Annotated in this window: 23 protein-coding genes; 13 read left to right on the forward strand and 10 right to left on the reverse strand. The window is 71.5% G+C overall.

The genetic code is table 11. The annotated features are described in order from the left end of the window. Nucleotides 1–44 precede the first annotated feature (44 nt). Entirely contained in the window at nucleotides 45–1,526 is a 1,482-nt protein-coding gene (locus tag IEZ09_RS03410; RefSeq protein WP_189252005.1) for a zinc-binding metallopeptidase family protein, read from the forward strand. On the opposite strand, the gene fusA is transcribed toward IEZ09_RS03410, so the two are convergent. Next, nucleotides 1,492–3,480, reverse strand: coding sequence for an elongation factor G (gene fusA / locus IEZ09_RS03415; RefSeq protein ID WP_189252006.1), 1,989 nt, complete (start codon nucleotides 3,478–3,480; stop codon nucleotides 1,492–1,494). The genes IEZ09_RS03410 and fusA overlap by 35 nt on opposite strands. Before the next feature lie 251 nt (nucleotides 3,481–3,731). Beyond that, nucleotides 3,732–4,073, reverse strand: coding sequence for a hypothetical protein (locus IEZ09_RS03420; RefSeq protein WP_189252007.1), 342 nt, complete (start codon nucleotides 4,071–4,073; stop codon nucleotides 3,732–3,734). 176 nt (nucleotides 4,074–4,249) lie between these two features. On the opposite strand from IEZ09_RS03420, the gene IEZ09_RS03425 reads away from it, so the two are divergent. Next, entirely contained in the window at nucleotides 4,250–7,039 is a 2,790-nt protein-coding gene (locus IEZ09_RS03425; protein WP_189252008.1) for an AfsR/SARP family transcriptional regulator, read from the forward strand. A 5-nt stretch (nucleotides 7,040–7,044) separates the two neighbouring features. Here the strand turns inward: IEZ09_RS03425 and IEZ09_RS03430 are convergent, their stop codons facing one another. Next, entirely contained in the window at nucleotides 7,045–7,671 is a 627-nt protein-coding gene (locus IEZ09_RS03430) for a hypothetical protein (RefSeq protein WP_189252009.1), read from the reverse strand. A gap of 51 nt (nucleotides 7,672–7,722) precedes the next feature. Here IEZ09_RS03430 and IEZ09_RS03435 point away from each other — a divergent pair, with 51 nt between their 5' ends. The 4 genes from IEZ09_RS03435 to IEZ09_RS03450 all read left to right on the forward strand — a co-directional run bounded on the left by IEZ09_RS03435 (nucleotide 7,723) and on the right by IEZ09_RS03450 (nucleotide 12,059). Continuing rightward, the gene (locus IEZ09_RS03435; RefSeq protein WP_189252010.1) at nucleotides 7,723–8,319 is read left to right on the forward strand and encodes an SGNH/GDSL hydrolase family protein; all 597 of its coding nucleotides are present in this window, start codon (nucleotides 7,723–7,725) and stop codon (nucleotides 8,317–8,319) included. 68 nt (nucleotides 8,320–8,387) lie between these two features. Next, on the forward strand, nucleotides 8,388–9,539 hold the full coding sequence (gene xylA / locus IEZ09_RS03440) for a xylose isomerase (protein ID WP_189252213.1): 1,152 nt from the start codon (nucleotides 8,388–8,390) through the stop codon (nucleotides 9,537–9,539). 1 nt (nucleotide 9,540) lies between these two features. After that, nucleotides 9,541–10,923 (forward strand): xylulokinase, encoded by a 1,383-nt coding sequence (gene xylB, locus IEZ09_RS03445; protein WP_189252011.1) that lies wholly within the window; start codon nucleotides 9,541–9,543, stop codon nucleotides 10,921–10,923. Further along, nucleotides 10,920–12,059, forward strand: coding sequence for an ROK family protein (locus IEZ09_RS03450; RefSeq protein ID WP_189252012.1), 1,140 nt, complete (start codon nucleotides 10,920–10,922; stop codon nucleotides 12,057–12,059). Before xylB ends, IEZ09_RS03450 begins: the two co-directional genes overlap by 4 nt. Here IEZ09_RS03450 and IEZ09_RS03455 read toward each other — a convergent pair. After that, nucleotides 12,016–12,333: a DUF6223 family protein gene (locus IEZ09_RS03455; protein WP_189252013.1), complete on the reverse strand. Its 318-nt coding sequence runs from the start codon at nucleotides 12,331–12,333 to the stop codon at nucleotides 12,016–12,018. The genes IEZ09_RS03450 and IEZ09_RS03455 overlap by 44 nt on opposite strands. A gap of 131 nt (nucleotides 12,334–12,464) precedes the next feature. Here IEZ09_RS03455 and IEZ09_RS03460 point away from each other — a divergent pair, with 131 nt between their 5' ends. Both IEZ09_RS03460 and IEZ09_RS03465 read left to right on the forward strand, forming a co-directional pair. Continuing rightward, entirely contained in the window at nucleotides 12,465–13,550 is a 1,086-nt protein-coding gene (locus IEZ09_RS03460) for a sensor histidine kinase (protein WP_189252014.1), read from the forward strand. Then, a complete protein-coding gene (locus IEZ09_RS03465) occupies nucleotides 13,547–14,200 on the forward strand; it encodes a response regulator (protein WP_189252015.1) in 654 nt (217 codons plus the stop codon). The genes IEZ09_RS03460 and IEZ09_RS03465 overlap by 4 nt, the downstream gene beginning before the upstream one ends. On the opposite strand, the gene IEZ09_RS03470 is transcribed toward IEZ09_RS03465, so the two are convergent. Next, on the reverse strand, nucleotides 14,167–15,012 hold the full coding sequence (locus tag IEZ09_RS03470) for a patatin-like phospholipase family protein (RefSeq protein WP_189252016.1): 846 nt from the start codon (nucleotides 15,010–15,012) through the stop codon (nucleotides 14,167–14,169). The genes IEZ09_RS03465 and IEZ09_RS03470 overlap by 34 nt on opposite strands. 155 nt (nucleotides 15,013–15,167) lie before the next feature. Here IEZ09_RS03470 and IEZ09_RS03475 point away from each other — a divergent pair, with 155 nt between their 5' ends. Both IEZ09_RS03475 and IEZ09_RS03480 read left to right on the forward strand, forming a co-directional pair. Further along, nucleotides 15,168–17,705 carry an MGH1-like glycoside hydrolase domain-containing protein gene (locus IEZ09_RS03475; protein ID WP_229812209.1) on the forward strand — a complete coding sequence of 846 codons (2,538 nt, stop codon included), beginning with the start codon at nucleotides 15,168–15,170 and terminating at the stop codon, nucleotides 17,703–17,705. Next, on the forward strand, nucleotides 17,702–19,129 hold the full coding sequence (locus tag IEZ09_RS03480) for an alpha-amylase family glycosyl hydrolase (RefSeq protein WP_189252017.1): 1,428 nt from the start codon (nucleotides 17,702–17,704) through the stop codon (nucleotides 19,127–19,129). The genes IEZ09_RS03475 and IEZ09_RS03480 overlap by 4 nt, the downstream gene beginning before the upstream one ends. On the opposite strand, the gene IEZ09_RS03485 is transcribed toward IEZ09_RS03480, so the two are convergent. Both IEZ09_RS03485 and IEZ09_RS03490 read right to left on the reverse strand, forming a co-directional pair. Beyond that, nucleotides 19,071–20,081: an AI-2E family transporter gene (locus IEZ09_RS03485; RefSeq protein ID WP_189252018.1), complete on the reverse strand. Its 1,011-nt coding sequence runs from the start codon at nucleotides 20,079–20,081 to the stop codon at nucleotides 19,071–19,073. The two genes, IEZ09_RS03480 and IEZ09_RS03485, sit on opposite strands and share 59 nt — an antisense overlap. Then, nucleotides 20,081–20,506 (reverse strand): DUF7144 family membrane protein, encoded by a 426-nt coding sequence (locus tag IEZ09_RS03490; RefSeq protein ID WP_189252019.1) that lies wholly within the window; start codon nucleotides 20,504–20,506, stop codon nucleotides 20,081–20,083. The genes IEZ09_RS03485 and IEZ09_RS03490 overlap by 1 nt, the downstream gene beginning before the upstream one ends. A 149-nt stretch (nucleotides 20,507–20,655) precedes the next feature. Between IEZ09_RS03490 and IEZ09_RS03495 the strand changes: the two genes are divergently transcribed. The 3 genes from IEZ09_RS03495 to IEZ09_RS03505 are packed head-to-tail and all read left to right on the forward strand — an operon-like array spanning nucleotide 20,656 to nucleotide 23,485. Further along, entirely contained in the window at nucleotides 20,656–22,482 is a 1,827-nt protein-coding gene (locus tag IEZ09_RS03495; RefSeq protein WP_189252020.1) for a glycoside hydrolase family 15 protein, read from the forward strand. A gap of 35 nt (nucleotides 22,483–22,517) precedes the next feature. Continuing rightward, nucleotides 22,518–23,003, forward strand: a complete 486-nt coding sequence (locus IEZ09_RS03500) for a DUF1269 domain-containing protein (protein ID WP_189252021.1) — start codon at nucleotides 22,518–22,520, stop codon at nucleotides 23,001–23,003. After that, complete coding sequence (locus tag IEZ09_RS03505; protein WP_189252022.1) at nucleotides 23,000–23,485, forward strand: potassium channel family protein; 486 nt, start codon at nucleotides 23,000–23,002, stop codon at nucleotides 23,483–23,485. Before IEZ09_RS03500 ends, IEZ09_RS03505 begins: the two co-directional genes overlap by 4 nt. On the opposite strand, the gene IEZ09_RS03510 is transcribed toward IEZ09_RS03505, so the two are convergent. The 3 genes from IEZ09_RS03510 to IEZ09_RS03520 are packed head-to-tail and all read right to left on the reverse strand — an operon-like array spanning nucleotide 23,451 to nucleotide 26,439. Then, nucleotides 23,451–24,740 carry an MFS transporter gene (locus tag IEZ09_RS03510; RefSeq protein ID WP_189252023.1) on the reverse strand — a complete coding sequence of 430 codons (1,290 nt, stop codon included), beginning with the start codon at nucleotides 24,738–24,740 and terminating at the stop codon, nucleotides 23,451–23,453. The genes IEZ09_RS03505 and IEZ09_RS03510 overlap by 35 nt on opposite strands. Then, entirely contained in the window at nucleotides 24,737–25,441 is a 705-nt protein-coding gene (locus IEZ09_RS03515) for a hypothetical protein (protein WP_189252024.1), read from the reverse strand. The genes IEZ09_RS03510 and IEZ09_RS03515 overlap by 4 nt, the downstream gene beginning before the upstream one ends. Further along, nucleotides 25,438–26,439 carry a hypothetical protein gene (locus tag IEZ09_RS03520; RefSeq protein WP_189252025.1) on the reverse strand — a complete coding sequence of 334 codons (1,002 nt, stop codon included), beginning with the start codon at nucleotides 26,437–26,439 and terminating at the stop codon, nucleotides 25,438–25,440. Before IEZ09_RS03520 ends, IEZ09_RS03515 begins: the two co-directional genes overlap by 4 nt. Nucleotides 26,440–26,481: the final 42 nt, after the last annotated feature.

The following is a 26,481-nucleotide window of genomic DNA, read 5'->3' on the forward strand; positions in this document are numbered from 1 at the left end:
ACAGCGGATTGTGAGGCCACCTCGCGACCGCTCACAGTGGGGTCGTGCTGCCTGCCAGATGGCTTGGATTCATCGGTGTCGTAACGGTTTTCTGCGTCCAGCTCGCCTCTCCTGCCTCCGCCTCTCCCGCCTGTCCCACCTCGGTCGACGACCGGGCGTTCGCCTCGGCGGCCGAACTGCGGGAGCTGAACGCGACGGTGGCCGGGTTCGGCGTGCGCGCCACCGGCAGCCCTGCCCACGCCAGGCTGATCTCCTGGCTGGAACGCCGTGTCTCGCGGCTTCCCGGCATGTCGGTGCGTTCCGAACGCTTCGACATCCTCCGCTGGCAACCTGGCCCCGGCTTGCTGCTGTCCGGCGGCGTGGTGCCGGTCGCGGCCGCGATCCCCTACTCGGCCCCAGGTCTGCGCTCCGGCGACCTGGTCCGCCTCCCCGCAACCGAACCCATCACCGCCGCCAACGCGCGCGGCAAGGTCGTCCTGCGCGACTTCCCCGCTGTCGACCGCGGGTATCTCGCCGAACCAGCGCTGCACCAGGACATGATCGACGCCGGCACAGCCGGTGCCGCGGGCGTCGTCGTCGCCTTCCCCTTCCCGCACGAGCAGGTCCGCGGCTACTGGGATCCGCACACCGGCACGCACTACCGCGTGCCGGGCGTGTTCGTCGGCTCCGACGCGGCGCTGGAACTCCGGCCCGGCACTCGCACGACCATCAGCGTGCTGGCAGGCCGCGCACCGGCCGTGACGCGTTCGGTGATCGCCACGCTGCCCGGCAGGAGCCCCGAACGCATCGTCATCGACACCAACACCGACGGCGTGGGCTGGGTGCAGGAGAACGGAACCGTCGCCCTTCTCGCCCTCGCCGAGCACTTCGCCGGACTCCCGCTGCGCTGCCGCCCCCGGACCATCGAATTCGTCTTCGCGACCGGCCACCTGCACCGCCCGGCGGAAGGCAGCGAGTTCCGGGCCCGCGCGCTCGACGCCGACTACGACGGCGGCGCAGTCGCGTTCGCGTTCGTGCTGGAACATCTGGGCACACGCGAGTTCCTGCCCAGCGCCGGGTCCCTGCGACCGACGGGCGCGGCGGAACTGTCGGGCTGGTTCGCGGGCAGTCCCGTGCTCGCCAGGACGGCCTCCGCAGCCCTTACCGGACGAGCGGTGGACCGCACGTTCGTGTTGCCCGGCAGCGACGTCCCGGTGCCGGACCGAGCGCCGCCGCAGTGCTCGTTCGGCGGCATCGGGACGCACTTCCACTCGCACCTCGTCCCGACGATGGCGATGATCTCGGGGCCGTGGACGCTCTGGGCGCCGTCGTTCGGTGCCGAGGCCGTCGACCACGAGCGGATGCGGCGCCAGACACTGGCCGCGGGCGACGCCGTGCTGGCCCTCGGGCCGGTGCCCCGCGAGCAGATCGCGGGGCCCTACCTCGACCTCCGGCGGGCTCGGGCGGCAGGCGCGGCCACGTGCTCCCACGACCTGCCGCCCGAGTGTGCACCTACGCCGGCGCGTAACCGGTCGGACGGGCGGTGAACGTGCCACGGCCCTGGGTCCGGCTGCGCAACCTCGTCGCGTAACCGAACATCTCGGCCAGCGGAACCGAGGCCGTCACCACCGTCGTGCCGGTCCTGGCCTCGGAGCCGAGGATCCGGCCCCGGCGCGCGGCCAGGTCACCGAGCACGCCGCCGATGCAGGAGTCCGGCACGGTGACCGTGACCTCGGCGATCGGTTCGAGCAACGTCATCGCGCCCGCCTTCAGGGCCTCGCGCAGGCCCAGGCGGCCCGCCGTGCGGAACGCCAGGTCCGTCGAGTCCTTGACGTGCGTGGACCCGTCGGTGAGCGTCACCAGCAAGCCGGTCACCGGGTGGCCGAGCGGTCCCTCGGCCAGCGCGTCCCGGCAGCCCTGTTCGACCGCGCGGACGAACTCCTGCGGCACGCGCCCGCCGGTGACCGTCGAGCGGAACTCGAAACCGGTCTCCAGCGGCTCGGTGTCGATGACGATGTGAGCGAACTGTCCAGAACCTCCGTCCTGCTTCACGTGCCGGTAGACGAATCCCGTGACACCACTGGCCACGGTCTCCCGGTAGGCCACCCGAGGCCGGCCCATCGTGATCTCGAGGCGGTGGTGCGTGCGCGCCTTCTCCACCGCGACCTCCAGGTGCAGCTCACCCAGACCCGACAACACCGTCTGACCGGTCTCCTGATCCGTCCGCACCTGCAGGGACGGGTCCTCGTCGACCAGGTGTGCCAGTGCCTCGGCCAGCCTTCCGTTGTCCGCGCTGGACTTCGGCTCGACCGCCACCGACACGACCGGGTCGGCCGACACCGGCGGTTCGAGCAGCAGCGGAGCCTCCGGCGCGCACAGGGTCGCCCCCGTGCGAGCCGACTTCAGGCCCACCACGGCCACGATGTCACCGGCGACAGCCGTGTCGACCGGCGTGTGGCGATCGGCCTGCACCCGCAGGATCCTGCCGATGCGTTCGGACCGGCCACCCACCAGGACCGTCTGTCCTTTGTGGAGCGTTCCGGAGTACACGCGGACGTAGGTCAGCCGCCCGGTGGCGGTGGAGTTCACCTTGAACACCAGCGCCGCGAACGGTGCTTCCGGATCCGCCTGCCGTTCCTCGCCGCCGACGCCCCGCACCGGCGGAACGTCCACAGGGGACGGCAGGTAGGCGATCACCGCGTCCAGCAACGGCTCGACGCCCCGGTTCCGGTACGCCGAGCCGCACAGCACGACGGTTCCGGTGCCACATCGCGTCACTTCCCGCAACGCTTCGGTGAGCGTCTGCTCCCCCAACGCTCCGTGCGCATAGAACTCCTCCAGCGCCTTGAGGTTCAGCTCCGCCACCGTCTCCTCCAGGAGGCGGCGACGTCGTCGTGCTTCTGCCAGCAGGGTTTCCGGAACCGGACCTTCGACGAGGTCCGGTTCCCAGGTCAGCGCCCGCATGCGGACCAGGTCGACGACACCGGCGAACCCGTCCTCGGCCCCGATCGGCAGCTGCACCACCAACGGCACGGTGTGCAGCCGCGTCCGCAGCGATTCCACGGCCTTGTCGAGATCCGCGCCCGCCCGGTCGAGCTTGTTGACGAACGCGATCCGCGGCACGCCGTGCCGATCCGCCTGGCGCCACACGGACTCGCTCTGCGGCTCCACCCCTGCCACGCCGTCGAACACCGCGACGGCCCCGTCCAGCACGCGCAACGACCGTTCGACCTCGTCGGAGAAGTCGACGTGTCCCGGCGTGTCGATGAGGTTGACGCGATGCCCGTCCCACGTGCAGCTGACGGCCGCGGCGAAGATCGTGATGCCGCGGTCGCGTTCCTGCGGGTCGAAGTCCGTGACGGTGGTGCCGTCGTGGACCTCACCGCGCTTGTAGGTGCTGCCCGTGGCGAACAGAACTCGTTCGGTCAGCGTGGTCTTGCCCGCGTCGACGTGGGCGAGGATGCCCAGGTTGCGGACAGCGTTCAACGTGATCGTGCGCATGGCTCAAGTGCCTTCTCGGTGCGAAAGGACTTACGAGGTCAGCGCGATGACCTGACGAACACTCCGGTTCGTCAGACACTCCGGTGCCCGGCGCGCAGCGAGCAGCCGGGGTGCGAAGACACGAGGATCACGTCGAAACGGGACGGGGGAACGACAACGGCGGTACGCACGGCCGGTCTCCCCTCGTCACTCGGTGATGTTGATCGTGGAGTGTAGACGGACGAGCGCAGCCGCGAAACGGTTTTACCGCATCAGGGGCGGGCCCAGCTCGAGCACGGGTCCGGCCGCCCGCTGAGGTCCTCGCACACGCGGAAGCGGTTGACCCGGCCGAACGTCGCGTTCCCGCAGCCGCCGGCCGAACCGTTGCCGTCGTTGACGCGGCTCGTTCCGGTGTTGGTCTCGAACTGGCCGTAGACGCCGTTGCCATCGCGCTCCATGTCGCAGACCTCGACCCACGTCCCGTTGGACGAGGCGTAGTTCGCGCCGAGGTAGACACGCCCGAACACGCCGACGTCGGCGGAGCTCGCGGGTGTCATCGCGATGCCCGACGCCAGAACGACCCCCAGCGCGGTGATGGTGGAAAACAGCCTCATCGTTCAGCCCCTCTTGTCGTAGGTCGACGAACCAGGAGGCGGCCCTTCCCCCTGGTGAATCCCTTGGGCCGCCCCGGGATTCACAATGCGCGGCCGTTCGTGTGAACCTCTTGCGAGGTTTCTGCATTGCCCTGGTCACTGCGCTATCCCTGTGGTTCGGGGAGGGAGAGACGGGCATGGCGGTGGAGATCGTTCTGCTGGGCGAGGTTTCCGCGCGCGTCGACGGGAGGCCGGTTGATCTCGGGCCGTCCCGCCAACGGTGTGTGCTGGCGGCACTGGCGGTGGACGCGGGCCGGCTGGTGCCCGCGGACCGGCTGGTCGAGCGGGTGTGGGGTGCGGACACACCCCGGCGAGGGCGGGCCACGCTGCACAGTCACGTCTCGCGGCTGCGCAAGGCCTTTGGCGGCGCGCTGCCCGTGGTGCACCGTTCCGACGGCTACGTCCTGGAGGTGGAGGCGGAACAGACCGTCGATCTGGTCCGCTTCCAGGCGCTGCGCGATCGGGCCCGCCGCGCGGACGACGCCGAGCAGGTGGCGCCGCTGACCGAGGCGCTGGCGTTGTGGCGCGGGGAGCCGTTGACCGGGGTGAACGGCGAGTGGGTGGAAGGCGAGCGCGACCGCTGGCAACAGGAGCGGTGGGCCGCCGAGCACGACCTGACCGACGTCCTGCTGCGCCTGGGCCAGGGCGAAGAACTGGTGGCGCAGCTGTCGGCACGGGCCGCGCGGCACCCGCTGGACGAGCGGGTGGCCGGCCAGTTCATGCTGGCGCTGCACCGCGCCGGACGCACCGCGGACGCCCTTGCCCACTACCGGCAGGTGCGGGAACGCCTGGCGGAGGACCTCGGCACGGACCCCGGCGCCGCACTCCAGGAGCTGCATCAGCGCATCCTCGACACCGATCCCGCGCTCACCCCACCCGCCACTGCTCCTGGCGGCAGATCAGCGCCGGTGCCCCGGCAGTTGCCCGCACCGCCGCGGTGGTTCACCGGCCGCGGCGCCGAACTGGCCCGCCTGGACGAGGCGCTCGGCGGGACCTCCGGCACGGTGCTGATCTCGGCGATCGGCGGAGCGGGCGGGATCGGCAAGACCTGGCTGGCCCTGCGGTGGGCACACCAGCACGCCGAGCGGTTCCCCGACGGGCAGTTGTTCGTCGACCTGCACGGGTTCAACCCCACGGAAGAACCGATGGCGCCGGAGTCCGCGATGCGCGGGTTCCTCGACGCCCTCGGTGTCGACTCCGGCCGGATCCCGCCGGCCCTCGACGCCCAGGCCGCGCTGTTCCGCAGCCTGGTCGCGGACCGCCGGATGCTGATCGTGCTCGACAACGCCGCCACCACCGAGCAGGTCGTGCCGCTGCTGCCCGGCAGCCCGTCCTGCACCGTGCTGGTCACCGGCCGCGCCAGGCTCGTCTCCCTGATCGACCGGCACGGCGCCCGCCACCTGCAACTGGACGCGCTGCCGGGCGCCGAGGCCCGTGCCCTGCTGGCCGCACGCCTCGGCGCCGACCGAGTCACCGCGGAACCCGCCGCCGTCGACGACCTGGTCGAGCTGTGCGGTGGCTATCCGCTGGCCCTGTCGATCACGGCCCGCACCGCCGTCACCGGTACCCCGCTGGCCGAGGTGGCGGCCGAGCTGCGCGAGCTGGGCCTCGCGACGCTCGACCACGACACCGACCCCGCCGCCAGCCTGCCCGCCGTGCTGTCGTGGTCGCTGCGCCGGCTCACCGACGAGCAGCGCACCGTGTTCGGGCTGCTGGGTGTCGCGCCCGGCCCCGACACCACCCTGCCCGCCGTGTCCGCCCTCACCGGTCTGCCCGCGGCCAGGGCGCGCAAAGCGCTGGCAGCGCTGGAAGAGGCCTCCCTGCTCGAACGGCAGCCAGGTGGCCGGTACGCGATGCACGACCTGGTCCGCGCCTACGCCGCCACCACCGCCCACGACCTGCCTGACGACGTGCGGGAGGCGGCCCTGGTCCGGGTGATGGACTTCCACCTGCACACCGCCTGCGCCGCCGACCGGCTCCTGGAGCCCCAGCGCCCGCTGCTGGAACCCACCCCGCCCGCGCCCGGCGTGCACCCGCACCCGCTGGCGGACGCCGCGGCCGCGACGGCCTGGCTGCGGGCCGAACGCCCCACCCTGCTGGCCACCCAGCGCGCCGCCGCCGCCCTCGGCCGCCACCGGGTCGTCTGGCACCTCGCCTGGGCGCTGAACACCTTCCACCTCCGGCAGGCGCACCGGCACGACGGGATCGCCGCGTGGCGTGCGGCGCTGGACGCCGCCACGCACCTCCCGGACGACCCCTTCCTCCGCAGCTGTGCCCACCGGCACCTCGGTTACGCCTGCGCACAGCTGGGTCTGCGGGAGGAGGCCGCCGCGCACCTGGATCGGGCTCTTTCCCTGGCCGTGCAGCAGAACGACGCCACCGAACAGGCCCACACCCATCTGATCCTCACGTACGTGTCGGAAGGGTGGGGAGACAGCAGGAAGGCACTCGAGCACGCCCGGCAGGCCCTCGACCACTACCAGTCTCTCGGCAACCCGCTGTGGGAAGGCGAGGCGCTCAACGCGGCTGGCTGGTGTGCCGCGCAGCTGGGTGATCTCGACACGGCTCGCGACCTCTGCGGTGCCGCCCTCGCTCTGCAGCGGCACCACCGGTTCACCGAGGGCGAGGCGACCACTTTGGACAGTCTCGGGCTCATCGCACACCGCGCGGGCGACCACCGGCAGGCCCTCGACCACTACGAGGAGGCACTCGCGCGGTACCGCACGCTCGGCAACGCCTACCAGGTCGCCAACACCCTGGAGAACCTCGGCCACCCCCACGCCGCCCTCGGACAGGACGACCAGGCCCGCAAGACGTGGCAGGAAGCGCTGGAGCTGTTCCGGGAACAGGGCCGCGACAACGACGCCGAGCGGGTGCGCGGGCAGCTCGACGCTCTGGACGAACAGAGCCACACCGCGCGCCGGTGACCAGTTCAGCGACTCAGAAGAGCCCGCGTCCTGGCCGCGACGGTGCCGACAACCGGCCACAGCTCGTTGTCCGCCCAGTTGGCGACACCCGCGGTCGCGATGGTGCCGAGGAGTTCGCGCAGCTCGCGGACCGCGTCCACCTCGTGCTGATCGCGGAACACCTCGCCGAGCTCGAACGAGAGCTTCGGGTTCATGACGTCCTGGACGGCCCATTGCTGCAGGACGTGTCCCGGCAGCACATCGGCGAGCCGGTGGTAGAACTCGGCGCGTTTCAGCGGGCGCCGCACTCCCGCGTGGATGGCCGCGTCGCGCGCCCACCACCCGGCGACCTTCTCCGCTTCCTCCCGCGACTCCCACTGCCTGGGCACGCCGCGCTTCCACTCCTTGGTGAGCGCGCGGTGCACGACGGGCTGGTAGACCCCGCGGACCCGGAAGTTCGTCAGGTGCACCCGAGGTACGACCATCGTGCACAACGGCCCAGGGCTGCCGCGGTGCCGGCCGACCACCATCAGGTCCTCCCCGCCGTCACCCCATTGCGGCGGCAGCACCCACAGCTTCGTTCCCTGCGAGAAGTGCTTCAGATCGGCGGCGGCCACGTTCGCGACCACGCACCACCCCAGCAGCTCGTCCACCGTCACAGTCTGGCGCGGAACACCGTTCCGGCGCTCGCCGTTTTACCTGGCATGCGACTGCGATTGCTCGGCGACTCCATCGCCGCGGGTGTCGGCAGCACGCGTCGCGAGGACACCCTCGGACCGTTGCTCGCCGCACGGCTGCGGGCGGCCGGGCACGACGTCGACCTGAGGGTGCACGCCGTGCCGGGCGCCCGCAGCGCCGACCTGAGCACGCAGGTGCGGGCCGCGATCGCGGGCGGTGTGGATCTCGCCGTGGTGGTGATCGGGGCCAACGACCTGACGAGGTTCGTTCCCGCGCACGTCGGTGCCCAGCAGCTGCACGACGCCGTCGCGGACCTGCGACGCGCAGGCGCCCACGTCGTCGTGGCCACGGCACCTGACCTGAGCGTGGTCGCCCATGTACCGCCCGCGTTGCGCGGCCTCGTGTCGACCGTGAGCCGCGACTACGCGCAGGCGCAGCTGCAGGCCGTCATCCGCGCGGGTGGCGTGGTCGCCCACGTCGAACGCGTCGTCACACCCCAGTTCGCCGCGGACCCGTCGCTCTTCGCCGCCGACCGCTTCCACCCGTCCGCCGCCGGCTACCGCGCGATCGCCGCCGCACTCGGCCCCGCGGTCGAGGCGGTCGCCGCGGAACATCGGGTCTGACCGATTGCGATCACGGCTCCGGCGTCGTACTGTCCGCACTAAGTTCAAGCATTGAACGAATGAGGTGGATCATGACGGCGCCCACTCCGGCGGACAAGTTCTCCTTCGGTCTCTGGACCGTGGGCTGGCCGGGCCGCGACCCGTTCGGCGACGCCACGCGGCCGGACCTGGACGTGGTCGAGGCGGTGCACCGGCTCGCCGAGCTCGGGGCCTACGGGATGACCTTCCACGACGACGACCTGTTCGGGTTCGCGGCGACGAACCGGCAGCAGCAGATCGACCGGCTGAAGGCCGCGCTCGACGAGACCGGTCTCGTCATCCCGATGATGACAACCAACCTGTTCACCCACCCGGTGTTCAAGGACGGCGGCCTCACCAGCAACGACCGCGGCGTGCGGCGGTTCGCGCTGAGGAAGATCCTGCGCAACATCGAGCTCGCGGCCGAGCTCGGTGCGAAGACCTACGTGTTGTGGGGCGGGCGCGAGGGCTCGGAGTACGACCTGGCCAAGGACGTGCGGGCGGCGCTCGACCGGTACCGCGAGAGCCTCAACCTGCTGACCGGGTTCGTCACGGACCGCGGCTACGACATCCGGTTCGCGTTGGAGCCCAAGCCGAACGAGCCGCGCGGCGACATCCTGCTGCCGACGATCGGGCACGCCCTGGGCTTCATCTCGACGCTCGACCAGCCCGACCTGGTCGGCCTCAACCCCGAGGTCGGCCACGAGCAGATGGCCGGGCTCAACTTCGTGCACGGCATCGCGCAGGCGTTGTGGCAGGGCAAGCTCTTCCACATCGACCTCAACGGCCAGCGCGGCATCAAGTACGACCAGGACCTCGTGTTCGGCCACGGCGACCTGATGAACGCGTTCGCGCTCGTCGACCTGCTGGAGAGCGCCGGGTACGAGGGTCCGCGGCACTTCGACTACAAGCCGTCGCGCACCGAGGACATCAAGGGCGTCTGGGACTCCGCCGCGGCGAACATGCGGACGTACCTGCTGCTCAAGGAGCGCGCCGCGGCCTTCCGCGCCGACCCCGAGGTGCAGGAGGCGCTCCAGGTCGCGGGTGTCTCCGACCTGGGCAAGCCGACCCTGGGCGAGGGCGAGTCCTACGAGGACCTGCTGAAGGACGACAGCTTCGACCCGGACAAGGCGGCCGAGCGCGGCTTCGGGTTCGTGCGGCTCAACCAGCTCGCGCTCGAGCACCTCACCGGGGCGCGCTGACATGACGCTCGTCGCGGGCGTCGACTCGTCGACGCAGTCGTGCAAGGTCGTGGTGCGCGAGGCGGAGACCGGCAGGCTCGTCCGGGAGGGTCGGGCGACCCACCCGGACGGCACCGAGGTCCACCCGGACCACTGGTGGACGGCGCTGCAGTCGGCCATCCAGCAGGCCGGCGGGCTTGACGACGTCGCGGCGCTCAGCGTCGCCGGGCAGCAGCACGGCATGGTGTGCCTCGACGACGACGGCAACGTGGTGCGGGAAGCGTTGCTCTGGAACGACACCAGGTCCGCGGCAGCCGCCGCGGACCTCACCGCCGAGCTGGGCGCGCAACACTGGGCCCAGCGGATCGGGCTGGTGCCGGTCGCGTCGTTCACGATCACCAAGCTGCGCTGGCTCGCCCAGCACGAACCGGCCAACGCCAAGCGCACCGCCGCCGTCTGCCTCCCGCACGACTGGCTGACGTGGCGGCTGCGCGGCACCGGCGACCTCGCCGACCTCGTCACCGACCGCTCGGACGCGTCCGGCACCGGCTACTTCGACTCCACGGCCAACGAGTACGTGCCGGAGCTGCTCGAACGCGGTTTCGGCCGCGCCGACGTGGTGCTGCCGCGCGTGCTCGGGCCCGCCGAGTTCGTCGAGGGCCCGGTCCGGCTCGGTGCGGGCGCGGGTGACAACGCGGCCGCGATCCTCGGCGTCGGGGCGGGCACGGAGGTCCTGGTGTCGCTCGGCACGTCCGGCGTCGTCACGGCGGCGAGCGACGTGCGGGCGGCGGACGCCTCCGGCATCGTGGCGGGCTTCGCCGACGCGACCGGCCGGTACCTGCCGCTGGCGTGCACGCTCAACGCCGCCCGCGTGCTGGACGCGACCGCCCGGATGCTGGGCGTCGATCTAGCGACGCTCAGCGATCTCGCGCTGTCCGCCCGGCCCGGTGCGGAAGGCGTCGTGCTGGTGCCGTACCTCGAAGGCGAACGGACGCCGAACCTGCCGGACGCCACGGGAGCGTTGCACGGCCTGACGCTCACGAACGCGACGCCCGCGAACATCGCGCGCGCCGCGGTGGAAGGCATGCTGTGCGGTCTCGCGGTCGGCCTCGACGCGCTGGCCGGGCAGGGTGCCGACGTCACCGGTGTCCTGCTCGTCGGCGGGGCGGCGGCCTCCCCCGCGGTCCGGGAGATCGCGCCGACGGTGTTCGGGGTGCCGGTGACGGTGCCCGCGCCGGGCGAGTACGTGGCCGACGGCGCGGCACGACAGGCGGCGTGGACGCTCACGGGCGGAACGACCCCGCCGGAGTGGCAGGGGTCGGAGAGCAGCCGGTACTCCGCCGACGGCGTGCCGGAGATCCGAGCGCGGTACGCGGAGGCCGCGCAGCGATACTTGGCTCGATGACCACCGTCGACCACCTGCGCCAGGTCCGCCTCGGCAACCTGCGGACGGTCCTGCTCGCCCTCGTCGACCGGCCGGGCTCGCGGGCCGACCTCGCGGCCCGCACCGGGCTCACGAAGGCGACCCTGTCGAACCTCACGGAACCGTTGCTGGCCAACGGAATTCTCGTCGAGGAACCGGCCACGCTCGCCGGGATGGGCAGGCCGTCCAAGCCGTTGCGCTTCCACCCCGACGGCCCGGTCGCGGTCGGCGCGGAGATCAACGTGAGCCACCTCGCCGTCGAGACCCTCGGCCTCGACGGCGAGACGCTGCGGCGCGTGCTCGTTCCCACCGACATCCGCGACGCCACCTCGGACGAGGTGCTCGACCGGGTCGCCGAGCTGATCCGCGAGATCATCCCGGCCCGGCCGGTGCTCGGTGTCGGTCTCGCCGTGCCGGGCGTCGTGCACGACGGCGTCCTGGTCAGGGCGCCCAACCTGCCGAAGCTCGTCGGCGCTCCCCTCGCCGCGGACCTCGGCCTGCGCCTGAACCTCGACGTCGAGCTGGACAACGAGGCGAACCTCGCCGCACTGGCCCACCTCTGGCCCCGCCATCTCGCGGGTGAGGACTTCGTGCACGTCTCGGCGGACGTCGGCATCGGCGCGGGCGTGGTGCTGCACGGCGAGGTCTACCGCGGTGTCAGCGGTTTCGCGGGCGAGCTCGGTCATGTCGTGATCGAACGCAACGGCGTCCGCTGCACGTGCGGCAGCCGTGGCTGCGTCGAGCGGTACGCGGGCCTCGACGTCATCCTGCGCGAGGCGGGACGCCGTCGGCTCGACTCGCTCGCGAAGGCCCTCGACGCGGGCGATCCCAAGGCCCTCAGCGCGGTCAAGGCCGCGGGAGAGGCGCTCGGGGTCGGCCTCGCCACGCTGATGAACCTCTTCGACGTGCCGACCGTCGTGCTCGGCGGCAGCTACGCCGTGCTGCACGAGCACCTGAGCACGGCCATTCAGTCCGAAATGGACGCCAGGGTGCTCGCGGGCGGCGAACGGCACACCACGCTGGTCGCCTCACCGCTCGGTGAGTTCGCCGTCGTGCGCGGTGCCGCCGGGCTCGTCACTCGACGCGCGGTGCAGCAGCCCGAGCGCCTTTTCGCATAGCCCGCCAGCCGAGCGCCGCGGCCACCACGCCCACCACCAGCGAGACGTAGCCGCCGACGATGCCGTAGCCGGTGCCGGGGCCGCCCTTCGCCATGAGCACGACCACCACACCGAGCACCACGCCGACGACCCCGCAGGCCACGGCGACAACTCCTCTGCGCCGCGCGAACACGCCGATGCCCACACCGGCCAGTCCGGCCACGATGCCCACCAGCGACCAGGCGCGTCCGGCGGTCAATCCGTACGTTTGAGCGGCAATCTGGGAAAGAGACATGGCATGAGCTTGTCCGCCGCACGACCGCACGTCGTCGTGCGCGCGCAGACAATGTCTACTGCGGACGCAGTAGGCCCGATGTCATCCCAGCGCACGATCTACCAGTGCGAACAGGGGTTTAAGGTGCACGCATGAACAAGATCTGGCTGGACTGGGTGATCGCCGCCGGGGTGGCGGCCAGCCTCGTCGTGGCCGGACACCCGGCGAGCCCGCTGGGCTACGCGCTGCTGGCCGCCGGAGGTTTGGCGCTCGTGGCCCGCCGGACGGCACCGATCGCCGTGCTGGCCGCGACCGGGCTCGCGGCGCTCGGCTACCAGGCGCTCGGCTACGACGTGCCGGTGATCGCGTTCCTGTTCGCGGTGTACTCGACGATGAGGGCGGGCCACCGCGTCGTCACCGCGGCCGGTTCCGTAGTGATGCTGGGGCTGCTCCCCCTCGCGGCGCTCGTGTCACCCCGCGATCTCACGACGGCCGAGGCGTTCGCCCAGTCCCGCGACGTCCTGCAGATCGCCTGGCTGATCGCCGCCGCGGCCGCCGGTGAAGCCCTCCGCCAGGCCGAACAGCGTGCCGACGAAGCCGAACGCACCCGCGAGGAGACCGCGCTGAGGCGTGCCAACGAGGAACGCCTGCACATCGCGCGCGAACTGCACGACTCGCTCACCCACCAGATCTCGGTGATCAAGCTCCAGGCCGAGGTCGCCGTCCACCTGGCCCAGAAGCGCGGCGAGGAGGTCCCCGAGTCGCTGCTCGCGATCCGCGACGCCGGCCGGGAGGCCGCCAGGGAGCTGCGCGCGACCCTGGAAGCGCTCCGGGACGACGACAAGAACCCGCCACACGGCATCGACGACGTCCCCGCCCTGGTCCAACGCGCCAGATCGACCGGTCTCGACGCGCAGCTGACGATCGAGGGCGAGCGCAACGACGTGCCCGCCGCCGTGGAGCGGACGGCGTACCGGATCGTGCAGGAGTCGCTCACCAACGTCGCCCGGCACGCCGCCGCCGCGACCGCGCGGGTCCGCATCGACTACCGGCCGGACGCGCTCGTGATCCAGGTCGACGACGACGGCCGCGCAACCCCTGACGCCGCACCGAAACCCGGCGTCGGTCTGCTCGGCATGCGCGAACGCGTCACCGCTCTCGGCGGCAGGCTCGACGCCGCGCCGCGCACCGGCGGCGGCTTCACCGTCCAGGCCGAACTCCCGGTGGCACAGCCGTGATCCGCGTCCTGCTGGTCGACGACCAGCCGCTCATCCGCAGCGGCTTCCGCGCGTTGCTCGACGCCGAGGACGACATCGAGGTGGTCGCCGAAGCCGCGGACGGCCTGGAAGGTCTCAAACTCGCCAGGGAACACCTGCCCGACATCGCCCTGGTCGACATCCAGATGCCTGTTCTGGACGGCATCGAGGCGACCCGCCGCATCGCCGCCGACCCGTCGCTCGCGGGCGTCCACGTCGTGATCCTCACCAACTACGGCCTCGACGAGTACGTGTTCAACGCCCTCAAGGCCGGTGCCGCCGGCTTCCTCGTCAAGGACGTCCAGCCGGAGGACTTCCTGCACGCCGTCCGGGTGGCCGCCCGCGGTGACGCGCTGCTCGCCCCGTCGATCACCCGCAGGCTCATCGACCGGTACGTCAGCCGTCCGCTCCACCCGAACGGCGACATCAGCGGCCTCACCAACCGCGAACGCGAGGCCGTCGTGCTGGTCGCCCGTGGCCTGTCCAACGACGAGATCGCCGACCACATGGTGATCAGCCCGCTGACCGCGAAGACCCACGTCAACCGCGCGATGATGAAGCTGCACGCCCGCGACCGCGCTCAGCTCGTCGTGATCGCCTACGAGACCGGCCTGGTGGTCCCGCAGGCCTGATGCCGCGGGCTGGTGGGGCAGCCCGCGGTCAGCCACTCGCGGGTGCTCGCGTACGCCGCGTCGATCAGTTCACGGGCGTGCCGGAAGTCCGCGGGTGACACCCGCAGCGGGCAGAGCGGCGGCACGACCCGGAGTTCGACCAGCTCCCGATAGCGTTCGACGTCCGCCTCGAGCCGGTGGTTGACCAGCAACGTCAACGCCTGCAACGCGACGCCGACGGCACTGCGCGGCGGTGAGGTCAGCGCGCACGCGTAGCCGGTCGGCAGCACCCACACCTGATCGGCGCCGAGCTCCACCGCGTGGGAGACAGGGGTGTTGTTCACGGCACCACCGTCCATCAGATAGCGGCCGCCGAGGTTCAGCGGCGGGAACACGGCGGGGATGGCGGTCGAGGCCAGCACCGCGTCGACCGCGGGTCCCTTCGACAGCAGCACTTCCGCGCCGGTGAGGACGTCGGTCGCGCCGACGTGCACTCCGATCTCGGTGTTCGTCAGGTCGATCGGGCCCAGCGAGCGGTCCAGCAGGCGGCGCAACCCGGTGTTCGGCACGAGGTGGTCGCGCAGCCCCAGCAGGCCGAGCAGGCCGCGCACCGGACGGACGGGGAAGACGTCGCTGCGGCGCAACGACACCCAGTGCGAGACCAGAGAGTCCACATCGGACGGATGAAGGGCGAACCACACGGCGTTGGCAGCGCCCACCGAAGTGCCGACAACGAAGTCCGGGCGGACGTCGGCCTCGGTGAGCGCGGCCAGCATGCCGACCTCTGTCGCGCCCAAGCTCCCACCGCCTGCGAGCACGAACGCGGTCGCCATCACCTCATCCTCCTCGCGCACGGCCCGTGCAAGCGAGGGGCCAACTCGTCCCGCACGGGTGGCCGGGTGCCGCCGAACCATCCGCGCGGGGTGAACCGGCACGCCCGATCTCCCGGCCAGCCTTGGGTTTCCCGGTGAGACGAGAGGTGGGCGACGTGGAGAAGCAGAGGCTGCAGAACGCCGGTCCGTGGCGCAGGTGGGGGCCGTACCTGAGCGAACGGCAGTGGGGCACGGTCCGCGAGGGGAACGACGCCGGGGACGCCTGGACGTCGTTCACCCACGACCAGGCCAGGTATCGGGCCTACCGGTGGGGTGAGGACGGGCTGGCCGGGTTCAGCGACGACAAGCAGCGCGTCTGCCTGGCGCTCGCGTTGTGGAACGGCGCCGACCCGATCCTCAAGGAGCGGTTGTTCGGCCTGACCAACGGCGAGGGCAACCACGGCGAGGACGTCAAGGAGTGCTACTTCTACCTCGACGCCACCCCGACCTCCTCGTACCTGCGGATGCTCTACAAGTACCCGCAGGCGCGGTTCCCGTACGAGGACCTGGTCGCCACGAACGCCGCGCGCACCCGCCTCGATCCCGAGTACGAGCTCCTCGACACGGGAGTGTTCGACGACGACCGCTACTTCGACGTCGTCGTCGAGTACGCGAAGGCGGGCCCGGAAGACGTCCTCATGCGCATCACGGTCCACAACCGCGGCCCCGAGGACGCGACGCTGCACCTGTTGCCCACCTTGTGGTTCCGGCACACGTGGTCGTGGGCGGGTGACGTCCGCATGCCGTCGCTGCACGTCTGCGAGCCGGGGACGGTGCGAGCCGAGCATCCCGATCTCGGCGTCCGGTGGTGGTACGTCGCACCGCCCGCGCCGATTCTCGTCACGGAGAACGAGACCGACGACGAGCGCGTGTTCGGCTCGCCCAACGTCACCCCGTACGTGAAGGACGGCATCGACCGCGCGGTGGTGCACGGCGATCTCAGCGCGGTCGCCGCGGACGGGGTCGGCACGAAAGCCGCTGCCCACCACGAGTTCCGCATCGGGGCGGGGCAGAGCGCCACGGTCAGGGTCCGGCTCACCGACAGCAGCCTCGACGAGCCCTTCGAGGGCTTCGACTCCGTCGTCAGCGAGCGCCGCGGTGAGGCCGACGACTTCTACGACGAGGTGCTCGGCGGCGACCCGCGCGACGACGAACGGCTGGTGTGCCGGCAGGCGCTGGCTGGGCTGCTGTGGTCACAGCAGTACTACTCGTTCGACGTCGAGCGCTGGCTGACCGAACGCGGCGTCGATCCACTGGGAGCGGACCAGAACTGGCGGCACCTCGTCGCCGACGACGTCATCGTCATGCCGGACAAGTGGGAGTACCCGTGGTTCGCCGCGTGGGACCTCGCCTTCCACGCCGTGCCACTGGTGGTCGTCGACCCGGAACTGGCCAAGCAGCAGATCGAACTGCTGCTCGGCCGCCGTTACCTGCACCCCAACGGCCAGATCCCGGCCTACGAGTGGAACTTCGGCGACGTCAACCCGCCGGCGCACGCGTGGGCGGCGTGGTTCGTCTACCAGCACGACCACGACAAGGCGTTCCTGGCGCGCGTGTTCCCGCCCCTGCTGCGGGCGTTCTGCTGGTGGCTCAACCGGAAGGACGCCGACGGGCGCAACCTGTTCCAGGGCGGGTTCCTGGGCCTGGACAACATCGGGGTGTTCGACCGCAGCGCGCCGCTGCCCACCGGCGGGCGGATCGACCAGGCCGACGGCACCGCGTGGATGGCGTTGTACTGCCAGAACCTCATCCAGATGGCCCTGGAGCTCGACGAGGTGGAGCAGGCGGCGAGCCTGCTGGAGAACCTCGCGTGGATCGCGGCCGCCACGAACCACGTCGGCAGCGGGTTGTGGGACGAGGAGGACGGCTTCTTCCACGACGTGCTGCGGCATCCGGACGGCACCGCCACGTCGTTGAAGATCCGCTCGGCCGTCGGGCTGCTCCCGCTGGCCGCCGCGACCGTGATCGGCTCCGACCTCAGGAGCAAGCATCCCGACCTGGTCGACGGCATGCGGGAGTTCCTCGACCGGCATCCGGCGGTGCGGGCCGCGTTGTGGGGGCACGGCGCGCAGACCGACGCCACCGGCCCCGTGCTGTTCTCGCTGTTCGACGAGAGCCGCCTGCGCCGCATCCTCACGCGGATGCTCGACGAGCAGGAGTTCCTGAGCCCGCACGGCATTCGCTCACTGTCGCGCTGGCACGCCGAGCACCCGTACTCGCTCACGGTCGACGGCGTCGAGCACCGCGTCGCGTACCTGCCGGCCGAGTCGGACAGCGGCATGTTCGGCGGCAACTCCAACTGGCGCGGCCCGGTGTGGTTCCCGATCAACGTGCTGGTCATCAGGGCGTTGCGGCACCTGCACGAGTACTTCGGCGACGACTTCACCGTGGAGTGCCCGACCGGTTCCGGGCGGCACCTGACCCTCCGCGGGGTGGCACGGGACATCGGCGACCGCCTGCTCGGCACCTTACTGTCCGGTGTGGACGGTCGTCCGGTCCATGGTGGACAGACGCGGTACCGGGATCCGCACTGGCAGGACCTGCCGTTGTTCTACGAGTACTTCCACGGCGACAACGGCGCGGGCATCGGCGCGAGCCACCAGACCGGGTGGACCGCGCTGGTCGCCCTGCTGCCGCGGGAGGTGGCGCGATGAGCTGGCCGGAGCAGCCCGTGATCTACGAGATCAACACCGCGGTGTGGCTGGGTGAGCTGTCCCGTGCGGCGGGCCGCGAGATCACGCTCGGAGACGTGCCCGCGTCCGCCTGGCACGCGGTCACCCCGGCCGGAGTCGACGCGGTGTGGCTGATGGGCGTGTGGGAACGCAGCGTGCTGGGCCTCGCGATCGCCAACGCGCATCCCGGCCTGCGGGCGTCGTTCCGCGAGGCGCTGCCGGATCTGCGCGCGGAGGACGTGGCAGGCTCGCCGTACTGCGTCCAGCGCTACGTCGTGGCCGACGCGTTCGGAGGCGACGAGGGCCTCGCGAAGGCCCGTGCCGAACTCGGGGCGCGGGGCGTGCGGCTGATCCTCGACTACGTGCCGAGCCACGTGGCACCGGACCACCCTTGGGTCGCGGATCATCCGGAGTTCTTCGTCCGCGGGACCGCCGACGACTACACCAACGACCCGCGGAGCTGGCTCGTCGTCGGCGGGAACGTGCTGGCACGCGGCAAGGACCCGTACTTCCCCGCGTGGCCGGACGTCGTGCAGCTCGACGCCTTCTCCCCCGCCTTCCGCGCGGCCGCGACGATGACGCTCGGCTCGGTCGCGGCCCGCTGCGACGGCATCCGCTGCGACATGGCCATGCTCGTCACCAACGAGGTCTTCGCCAGGACGTGGCACAAAACGCCACCGGAGCAGGACTTCTGGCCGGAGGTCATCGGCGCGCTGCGGGCTCGGCACCCGGAGACCGTGCTGATCGCGGAGGCGTACTGGGACATGGAGTGGACGTTGCAGCAGCAGGGTTTCCACTTCTGCTACGACAAACGGCTCTACGACCGGTTCATCAGCGGCAGCGGGATCCGCGATCACCTGCGGGCCGACCCCGCCTACCAGGCGCGGCTGCTGCGATTCCTGGAGAACCAGGACGAACCGCGCATCGCGAGTGAGCTGCCGCCCGCCGCCGCACGGGCCGCCGCCGTCGCGATCGCGACACTTCCCGGCGCGACTCTGTGGCACGAAGGTCAGTTCGAGGGCAGGCGGGTCCGGCCGCCGGTGTTCCTGGCCAGGCGGCCGGACGAACCGCTCGACCACGACCTGGCCGCGTGGTACCGCAGGTTGCTCGCGGTGGTGCACGACCACCAGGTGCGGCTCGGTGAGTGGCGCCTGCTCGAGGCCGAGGGCTGGCCGGACAACCAGTCGTGCCGGCGTCTGCTCGCGTGGACGTGGACGGCCGCCGGCGGTGCCCGGCACGTCGTGGTCGTGAACTTCTCCGACCAGCCCGCGCAGGGACTGCTTCCCGTCGAGCTGCGCCGGTACACCGATCTGCTCGACGGCATGGTGTACGAGCAGGACGACGACCTCAGTCCCCTGTACGTGGCACTGGAGGCGTGGGGATGTCACCTGTTCGCGGCGGCCTGAGCAACGCCGCCGCCCACCCCGCCGCCGGGTCGATGTCGACCAGCACCACCTTCACCAGCACGGTGAGCGGCACCGCGAGCAACGCGCCGAGCGGGCCGAGCACCCAGGCCCAGAACACCAGGGCCAGGAACGTGACGGTGGTCGACAACCCGGCGGCGTCGCCGGTGAAGCGCGGCTGGATCAGCGACTGCACCACGAAGTTCAGCACCCCGTAGAACACCAGGACGGCCAGCGCCCCGCGCGGGCCCTCCTGCACCAGCGCCAGCACCCCCGGCGGCACCACGCCGAGGAGGAAGCCGATGTTGGGGATGTAGTTGGTGACGAACGACAACACGCCCCACAGCACCGCGAGCGGGATGCCGAGCAACGCCAGCGCCACCGTGTCCAGCGTCGCTACGACGAGCCCGAACACGGTGGTGACGAGGACGTAGCGGCGGGTCCGGCGGACGAACTCCACCAGCGCCTCGCACAGCCGCGGCCGGTCCGCCGCGATCTCGGCCAGCCGCGAGCCGGCCCAGCCCACCTCGACACCGAGGAACAGCAGCAGTGCCAGCAGGAACACCAGGCTCGTGGTGAGGCTCGCCAGCTCCGTGAGCAACCCGCCGATCGCTCCGACGAGCTGACCGCGGTCGATGCCGCTGATCACCCGCTCGGCCCGCACGACCAGTTCCGCACGGGCGAACTCGGGCAGCATCGACGCCAGCCGCATCCCGGACACCGCGACGGTGACGGCGACGACCGCCAGCACGCCGTAGACGAGCACGACGACCGTCAGCGTCGCGAGCCACGGCGGCGCCCCGCGGCCGCGCAGCCACCGGTGCGCGGGACTGATCGCGATCACGACCAGCAGCGCCAGCAGCGCCGGCGCCACCAGCCACGCGACCGCCCGCACTCCGGCGACCACCACGACCGCGGCGGCGCCACCGAGCAGGATCGTGAGTGCGCGCGGCATCAACGGTGGTGTGGTGACGACTCGAACTTCGTCGTGGCCGTCGTGGTGTCCGCTTCCGATCCGTGCACGACCACGGCCCAGATCACCGTGACGCACAGTGCGATGACGATCGTGGACCACAGCGGGTGCACCGACACGAACGCCAGCTGCGCCACCGCGTTGATGACCGCGAGCACCACCGCGACCACCCTGGCCCACGCGGCACCGGAGAGCAGCGCGCCGCCCGCGAGCGCCACCAGGATCCCGATCAGAAGGGTGATCCAGCCCCACGCGGTGAGGTCGAAGACGAGCACCTGCTCCTCGGTCACGACGTAGTACTCACCGCGGAACAACGCCACCAGCCCCTCAATGGCGTTGAACGACCCCATGACGATCATCATGATGCCTGCGAACCAGATCCAGCCGAGCCATCCTGTCTCCCGCATCGTGCCTCCGTTGTCTCGCCGATGGTTGCGCGGCCACCGTGGCACCGGCGCACACAGCGGATCTTCACCCGTCGCGTGCGAGAGGCGGCGTGGTGCTCCGCCCCGGCGGGTGAAGACCCGCGCGGACCCCGCCGGTGAATCTCGGCCGCATGACGACACAACCCCCGTACCCGCTGATCGCCGACCACGGGCTGATCGGCGACCTGCAGACGTCCGCGCTGGTGTCCACCGATGGCACCGTGGACTGGTTCTGCCTCCCGCGGTTCGACTCGCCGTCCGTGTTCGCCTCCCTGCTCGACCGGCAGCGCGGCGGGTTCTGCCGCATCCGGCCGGCGGACGGCAGCGGTCCGGGACGACAGCTGTACTTCCCCGACACGGCAGTGCTGATCACCCGGTTCATGACGGCGGAAGGCACAGGTGAGGTCGTCGACTTCATGCCACCGCTGCCGGACGAGGACGCGACGGAACGGCACCGGCTGGTGCGGATCGTGCGGTGTGTACGTGGGCGCATGACGTTCGAGCTCGAGGTGGCACCACGGTTCGACTACGGCCGCCGTGCGCACCGCGCCCGCCTCACCGATGACGGGGTGACCTTCGAGTGCGGCCAGTTCGGCCTCGTGGTGCACGCCGTGCGCGAGCCGGGTGATCCCCGGCTGGCCTCCGGGGCGATCACCGGCACGCAGGACCTGCGCGTCACCCTCCCGCTGGTCGAGGGCCAGGCCCGTGGTGTCGTGCTGGAATCCGGCACGGCGGGACCACCTCGCGCCGTGCCGGCCGCCGAGGCACGGGAGCTGTTCGACGCGACCGTGCTGTTCTGGCACGGCTGGCTTTCCCGGTCGACCTACCGCGGCCGGTGGCGGGACGCGGTCGACCGGTCGGCGATCACGTTGAAACTGCTGACCTACGCGCCCACCGGTGCGTTGATCGCGGCTCCGACCGCGGGACTGCCCGAGCAGGTCGGCGGCGAGCGGAACTGGGACTACCGCTACACGTGGGTGCGCGACGCGTCGTTCGCCGTCTCGTCGTTGCTGCGCCTGGGTTTCACCGAGGAGGCGACCGCGTTCGGACGGTGGCTCACCCGGCGGTCAGAGGAGGGCTGGCCGCTGAAGGTGATGTACGCCGTGGACGGGTCGGCGGACCTCGTCGAACACGTGCTGGAGCACTTCGAGGGATACCGGCGGTCGAGCCCGGTGCGAGTGGGCAACGGCGCAGCGGACCAGCTGCAGCTCGACATCCACGGCGAGTTCCTGGACGGCGTGTACGCGGCGCACCTCGCCGGCCTGCGGATCTCCCACCGAGGCTGGCACGCCGTGCTCGAACAGCTGGAGTGGCTGGCGCAGAACTGGGACCAGCCGGAGGAGGGGATCTGGGAGACGCGCTCCGGGCGCGCCGACTTCACCTACGGACGGGTGATGAGCTGGGTCGCGTTCGACCGCGCGATCCGCATCGCCGCGGCGGAAGGACGGCCGGGACCGGTGGAGCGCTGGCGTTCGGTGCGCGACCGGATCTACGGCCAGGTGTGGGAACGTGGATGGGACCGCCTGACCGGGGCGTTCGTCCAGCGGTACGGGGACTCCGCGCTGGACGCGTCGTTGCTGCGGTTGCCGCAGGTCGGGTTCGTGGCACCGCGCGACCCGGTGTGGCTGGACGCGTTGCGCGCCATGGAGTCGCTCGTGCACGACAGCCTGGTGCTCCGCTACGACACCGAGGCCGCACCGGACGGGCTGCGCGGGTCCGAGGGCACGTTCTCGTTGTGCACCTTCAACTACGTGACGGCGCTGGCGTTGTCCGGGCGAGCCCGCGAGGCGCGGCTGGTGTTCGAGAAGATGCTGACCTACGGCAACCACCTCGGGTTGTTCGCCGAGGAGATCGGGCTGACCGGCGAGCAGCTCGGCAACTTCCCGCAGGCGTTCACCCACCTGGCGCTCATCGACGCGGCCATCACCCTCGACGCGCAGCCCACCCCGCACGGGTGAGGACCGCGGCCGGGTCGGAACCGCAGAGTTCGGCCATGGCCACTTTGACCGTGTGGAAGTTCGACACCTCCGACGGAGCGCGCCTCGCGCTCGACCTCCTGCGGAAACTCCAGGAACAGCAACTGATCACCGTCCGCGACGCGGCTTACGTCTACTGGGAGGCCGATGCCAAACGCCCGAAGACCAAGGAGCTCGGGAAGCTGACCGGCGCCGGCGCGCTCGGCGGAGCGTTCTGGGGCCTGCTGTTCGGGCTGATCTTCTTCGTCCCGGTGCTGGGCGCGGCGATCGGCGCGGGCGTCGGCGCCCTGGCCGGGTCGTTGTCCAGAGCGGGCATCGACGACGACTTCGTCAAGGACGTCCGGGAGAGCGTCACGCCGGGCACGTCGGCGTTGTTCGTGATGTCCGAGCACGCGGTCGTCGACCGGGTCGCCGACCAGTTCAGGCAGACCGGAGCCACCCTGGTCACGACCAACCTCTCGGTGGAACAGGAAGAGCTGCTGCGGGAGACGTTCACGTCTTGACCCGCGCGGTGATCTCGGCGGTGGTGCGGCCGGCAGCGACTGTCGGGGTGCTGTTGCTGGTCTACTACCGCCTGCCGATGGACCAGCCGGAGGACGGGTACACCGTGCTCCGGCTGGTCTGCGCTCTGCTGCTGGTGCTCGTCGTGCTCTGGTGGCAGATTCGGATGATCGGGCGGTCCGCGCACCCCGGCTGGCAGGGCGTGCAGGCGCTCGCCCTCGTGGTTCCGTTGTTCCTGCTGGTGTTCGCCCAGGCGTGCTTCGTGCTGGCACGCCATCAGCCCGGCAGCTTCACCGTTCCGCTGAGCCGCACGGATGCCCTGTACTTCGTCGTCACGGTGTTCGCCACCGTCGGATTCGGTGACATCGCACCGGTTTCCGCTGCCGCTCGCGTTCTGGTGACGGTGCAGATGATCGCGGACCTGCTCGTCGTGGGCGTGGCGCTGAAGGTCATCCTCGCGGCGGTTCGCCGTCGCTCCGGATGAACAGCGCGAGCACCAGGCCCACCGTTGCGATCAGGACCAGCAGCGTCAGTGCCGCGCGGTACGGATGCCCGGCCCCGGTGAGAACGGAGCCGACGAGCGCCGTGCCGAGCGACGAGCCGAGGTTCGAGACCGCGCGCGACACCCCGGACACGTCGGCCTGGTCGGCGTCGGGCCACCGCGACTGCACGACGTTGACCGAGGCCGTCAGCATGATCCCGATTCCGGCTCCGACCAGGAACAACCCGACCGGTTGCTGCAGGGTGCCTGCGATCGTCACGAGGAAACCCACGCGGATCAACGTGCGCTGCGAGTGGCGCTGGGCCAACCGGCCCGCGAGCGCCGAGGTGGCGAGCAGGCCGATGGTGGCGGGCAGCAGGGCGAGGCCGGTGCCGATCGCGGTGAGGCCCTCTTCCTGCTGCAGGTGCACGGAGAGCACGAAGAACGTGCCCTGCAGCACCAGCCACTGCACGAGCTGCGTGCCCAGGCCGAGGTTGGACGTGCGGTCTCTGAACAGCTTCGGATCGCACAGCGGGTTCTCGGCGAGGCGGATGTGCACCGCGAACAGCGCCAGCACCACAGCTCCCGCGGTGAGCAAGAGCCACGTGCTGACTCCCCAGCCGTTCACGTTGGTGCGCAACACGCCCAGCACCACCAGGAACAGGCCCGTGCCCGACAGGACCGCGCCCAGCAGGTCGAACCCGTTGCGCTGCCCTGCGGTCCTGGGCAGGTTCCGCGCGAGCACGATGATCACCGCAACCACCAGCACCTGCACGACGAACGAGGCGCGCCAGCTCAACGTGCTCGTGATCAGGCCGCCCAGCAACGGTCCCGCCGCCGCGCCCAGCCCGCCGGCGCCGGAGACCATCCCGAAGCCCTTCGCCCGCGCCGTGGCATCAGCGGCGAGCGCCGTGACCAGGATGTAGATCGGCGGGATCATCAGCGCCGAACCGACGCCTTCCCCGATCGCGTAGCCGACCAGCAGCAGACCGGGACCGGGGGCGAACGCGGCGAGCAGCGCGCCCGTGCCGTAGATCGTGAGGCCCAGGACGAAACACCGGCGCCGGCCCCAGATGTCGGTGAGCTTGCTGCCCGGCACCATCAGCGCGGCCATGACGAGGGTGAACAGGGTGATCGTCGTCTGGACGCCGGTGATCGTGGTGCCGAGGTCCTCGGCGATCGTGCTGATGGCGACGTTCATGTTCGTGGCGGCGTAGCTCGCGATGAACTGGGCCAGCGCCAACGGGAGGATCTTCACCCGCTCTCCCCCACCCGCAGGTGCCCCGCCGCCTTGCCCAGCAACGCGTGCACCACCCGCAGCACGTCCGCCACCCGGTCCCGGTGCTCCCGCAGCACCTCCACCTGCCGCCCGGCCTCCCGCACCATGCGGTCGGCCCGCAGCCGTGCCGTCTCCTCAATCAGCCGCGCGTCCCGCAGGCTTTCCCTGCGCCGCAACGCCAGAGCCAGCTCGAAGTCCTCCTCCACCTGGGCCCGGTGCCGGGCGGCGGCGTCGTCCAGCGCCCGGCGGCGTGCCTCACCCTCGCGCACCAGCCGGGACATCCGTTCGCGGGTGGTGGCCAGCAGGTCGAGGTGTTCGGCGTGGATCTGCTGGGCGGAGGCCCACACGTGGTCCTCGATCGCACCGGCCCGTTCGACGATCGCGGCGGCCTCCGCGAGGGCGGCGTCGACGGCGTGGCGGAGACGTTCCCCCACCGAGTCCGGCGAGAGCGGCTGACGGCACAGGCGGTCGATCCGGTCCTGCAGCGCGCGGTTCTCCGAGCGCGCGGCCTCCAGGTTCCGCGCCAGGGACTCCGCCCGCGCCTCCGCGGCGTCGCGATCGGCGCACAGCAGGTCGAAGTCGCGTTCGGTCTCGGCCACGTAGCACTGGACCTGGTCGCGGCGGTAGCCGAGCCACGCGACGTCGAAGCCCGGGCGCAGCGGTATCAGTTCGGCGGTCATGAGCGCACCAGGGAGAGCTGCGCGCGGCAGAGTCCGCCGATGCCCTCGAACGGTGCGGACGGGGTGCCCGTGGTGATCACGTGCACTCGGGTGCCGCTGAGCAGTGCGGCGCGCACCGCCACGTCGGCCAGCAGGCCGCACCGGCGGGAGGGAGACCAGCCGCGGGCCACGTCGGTGGGCGCGGGGCCGTACCAGGCGGTGGCCGTGACGTCCTCCGGGTAGCCGACGATGAGGTCGTCCAGGCGGCCCGCGGCGAGCGCGGCGAGGGTGTGGTCGGCCCCTTCCACCGAGAGGTTCCTCGCCCGGCCGCGGTCGTTGAAGTCGGCCAGGACGCCCTCGGTCCAGGACCGCGCCGCCGCCCGCGTCTCGGCGGCGATGCGGCTCGGGGTGAGGTCGCGGCCGGTCCACCGCACCACGACGTCGCGGCGGACGGGGGCGGGCAGCGCCTCCCACAACGCGCCCACCACCTCGTCCTCCCCCGCCACCACCAGCAGCCTGGCCTCCTGGCGGCCGAGCATCTCCGCGCACGCCGCCGCGGCCGAGCGCACGCCGGGCAGCCACTGGAGTTCCGGGTAGTTCAGCGAGATCCGTTCGCCGCCCGCGGCCAGGTCGGTGCAGCACCGCCCGGCGGTCACGGCGACGCGCGGCGGACGTTCCTGCAGCCAGGCGAGCACCGGCAGGACGTGGGCGGGTGAGCTGAACCAGGCCAGGTCCAGGTGACGCAGGCCGGGCGTGTGGAAGACGCGCGGCGGCAGTTCCTCACCCGCGAACGCGACGAGCGTGTCCGCGGCCGGGTAGAGGGAACGGGCCCGCTGCAGCACCTCGCCGATCGCGGCGACCACGTCGGCACCCGCGCCGTCGCAGCGCAGCTGGTCGGCCAGGCGGTGCCAGCGTGCCCGCCACGCCCGCAACGGGCTCGAGCCCAGGTACACGGACGCCACGGGGCGGGTGGGACGGACGACGTCGACGAGGTCGGGCAAGGAGAGTCGGTGGCTCATGCGGCCCAGGTTCTGCGGCCGGGACCACCCGCTGCTTCACCC

The organism is Lentzea flava (assembly GCF_014648475.1).
In the GTDB taxonomy this organism is placed as follows: Bacteria; Actinomycetota; Actinomycetes; order Mycobacteriales; family Pseudonocardiaceae; genus Lentzea; species Lentzea flava.

What these genes read in the sequence shown, in the direction of transcription:
- IEZ09_RS03520 (WP_189252025.1), bottom strand. Translation starts at nt 26,439, where the DNA reads ATGAGCCACCGACTCTCCTTGCCCGACCTCGTCGACGTCGTCCGTCCC.
- IEZ09_RS03420 (WP_189252007.1), bottom strand. Translation starts at nt 4,073, where the DNA reads ATGAGGCTGTTTTCCACCATCACCGCGCTGGGGGTCGTTCTGGCGTCG.
- xylB (WP_189252011.1), top strand. Translation starts at nt 9,541, where the DNA reads ATGACGCTCGTCGCGGGCGTCGACTCGTCGACGCAGTCGTGCAAGGTC.
- IEZ09_RS03495 (WP_189252020.1), top strand. Translation starts at nt 20,656, where the DNA reads ATGACGACACAACCCCCGTACCCGCTGATCGCCGACCACGGGCTGATC.
- IEZ09_RS03500 (WP_189252021.1), top strand. Translation starts at nt 22,518, where the DNA reads ATGGCCACTTTGACCGTGTGGAAGTTCGACACCTCCGACGGAGCGCGC.
- IEZ09_RS03460 (WP_189252014.1), top strand. Translation starts at nt 12,465, where the DNA reads ATGAACAAGATCTGGCTGGACTGGGTGATCGCCGCCGGGGTGGCGGCC.
- IEZ09_RS03425 (WP_189252008.1), top strand. Translation starts at nt 4,250, where the DNA reads ATGGCGGTGGAGATCGTTCTGCTGGGCGAGGTTTCCGCGCGCGTCGAC.
- fusA (WP_189252006.1), bottom strand. Translation starts at nt 3,480, where the DNA reads ATGCGCACGATCACGTTGAACGCTGTCCGCAACCTGGGCATCCTCGCC.
- IEZ09_RS03450 (WP_189252012.1), top strand. Translation starts at nt 10,920, where the DNA reads ATGACCACCGTCGACCACCTGCGCCAGGTCCGCCTCGGCAACCTGCGG.
- IEZ09_RS03480 (WP_189252017.1), top strand. Translation starts at nt 17,702, where the DNA reads ATGAGCTGGCCGGAGCAGCCCGTGATCTACGAGATCAACACCGCGGTG.
- IEZ09_RS03515 (WP_189252024.1), bottom strand. Translation starts at nt 25,441, where the DNA reads ATGACCGCCGAACTGATACCGCTGCGCCCGGGCTTCGACGTCGCGTGG.
- IEZ09_RS03470 (WP_189252016.1), bottom strand. Translation starts at nt 15,012, where the DNA reads ATGGCGACCGCGTTCGTGCTCGCAGGCGGTGGGAGCTTGGGCGCGACA.
- IEZ09_RS03490 (WP_189252019.1), bottom strand. Translation starts at nt 20,506, where the DNA reads ATGCGGGAGACAGGATGGCTCGGCTGGATCTGGTTCGCAGGCATCATG.
- IEZ09_RS03485 (WP_189252018.1), bottom strand. Translation starts at nt 20,081, where the DNA reads ATGCCGCGCGCACTCACGATCCTGCTCGGTGGCGCCGCCGCGGTCGTG.
- IEZ09_RS03435 (WP_189252010.1), top strand. Translation starts at nt 7,723, where the DNA reads ATGCGACTGCGATTGCTCGGCGACTCCATCGCCGCGGGTGTCGGCAGC.
- IEZ09_RS03455 (WP_189252013.1), bottom strand. Translation starts at nt 12,333, where the DNA reads ATGTCTCTTTCCCAGATTGCCGCTCAAACGTACGGATTGACCGCCGGA.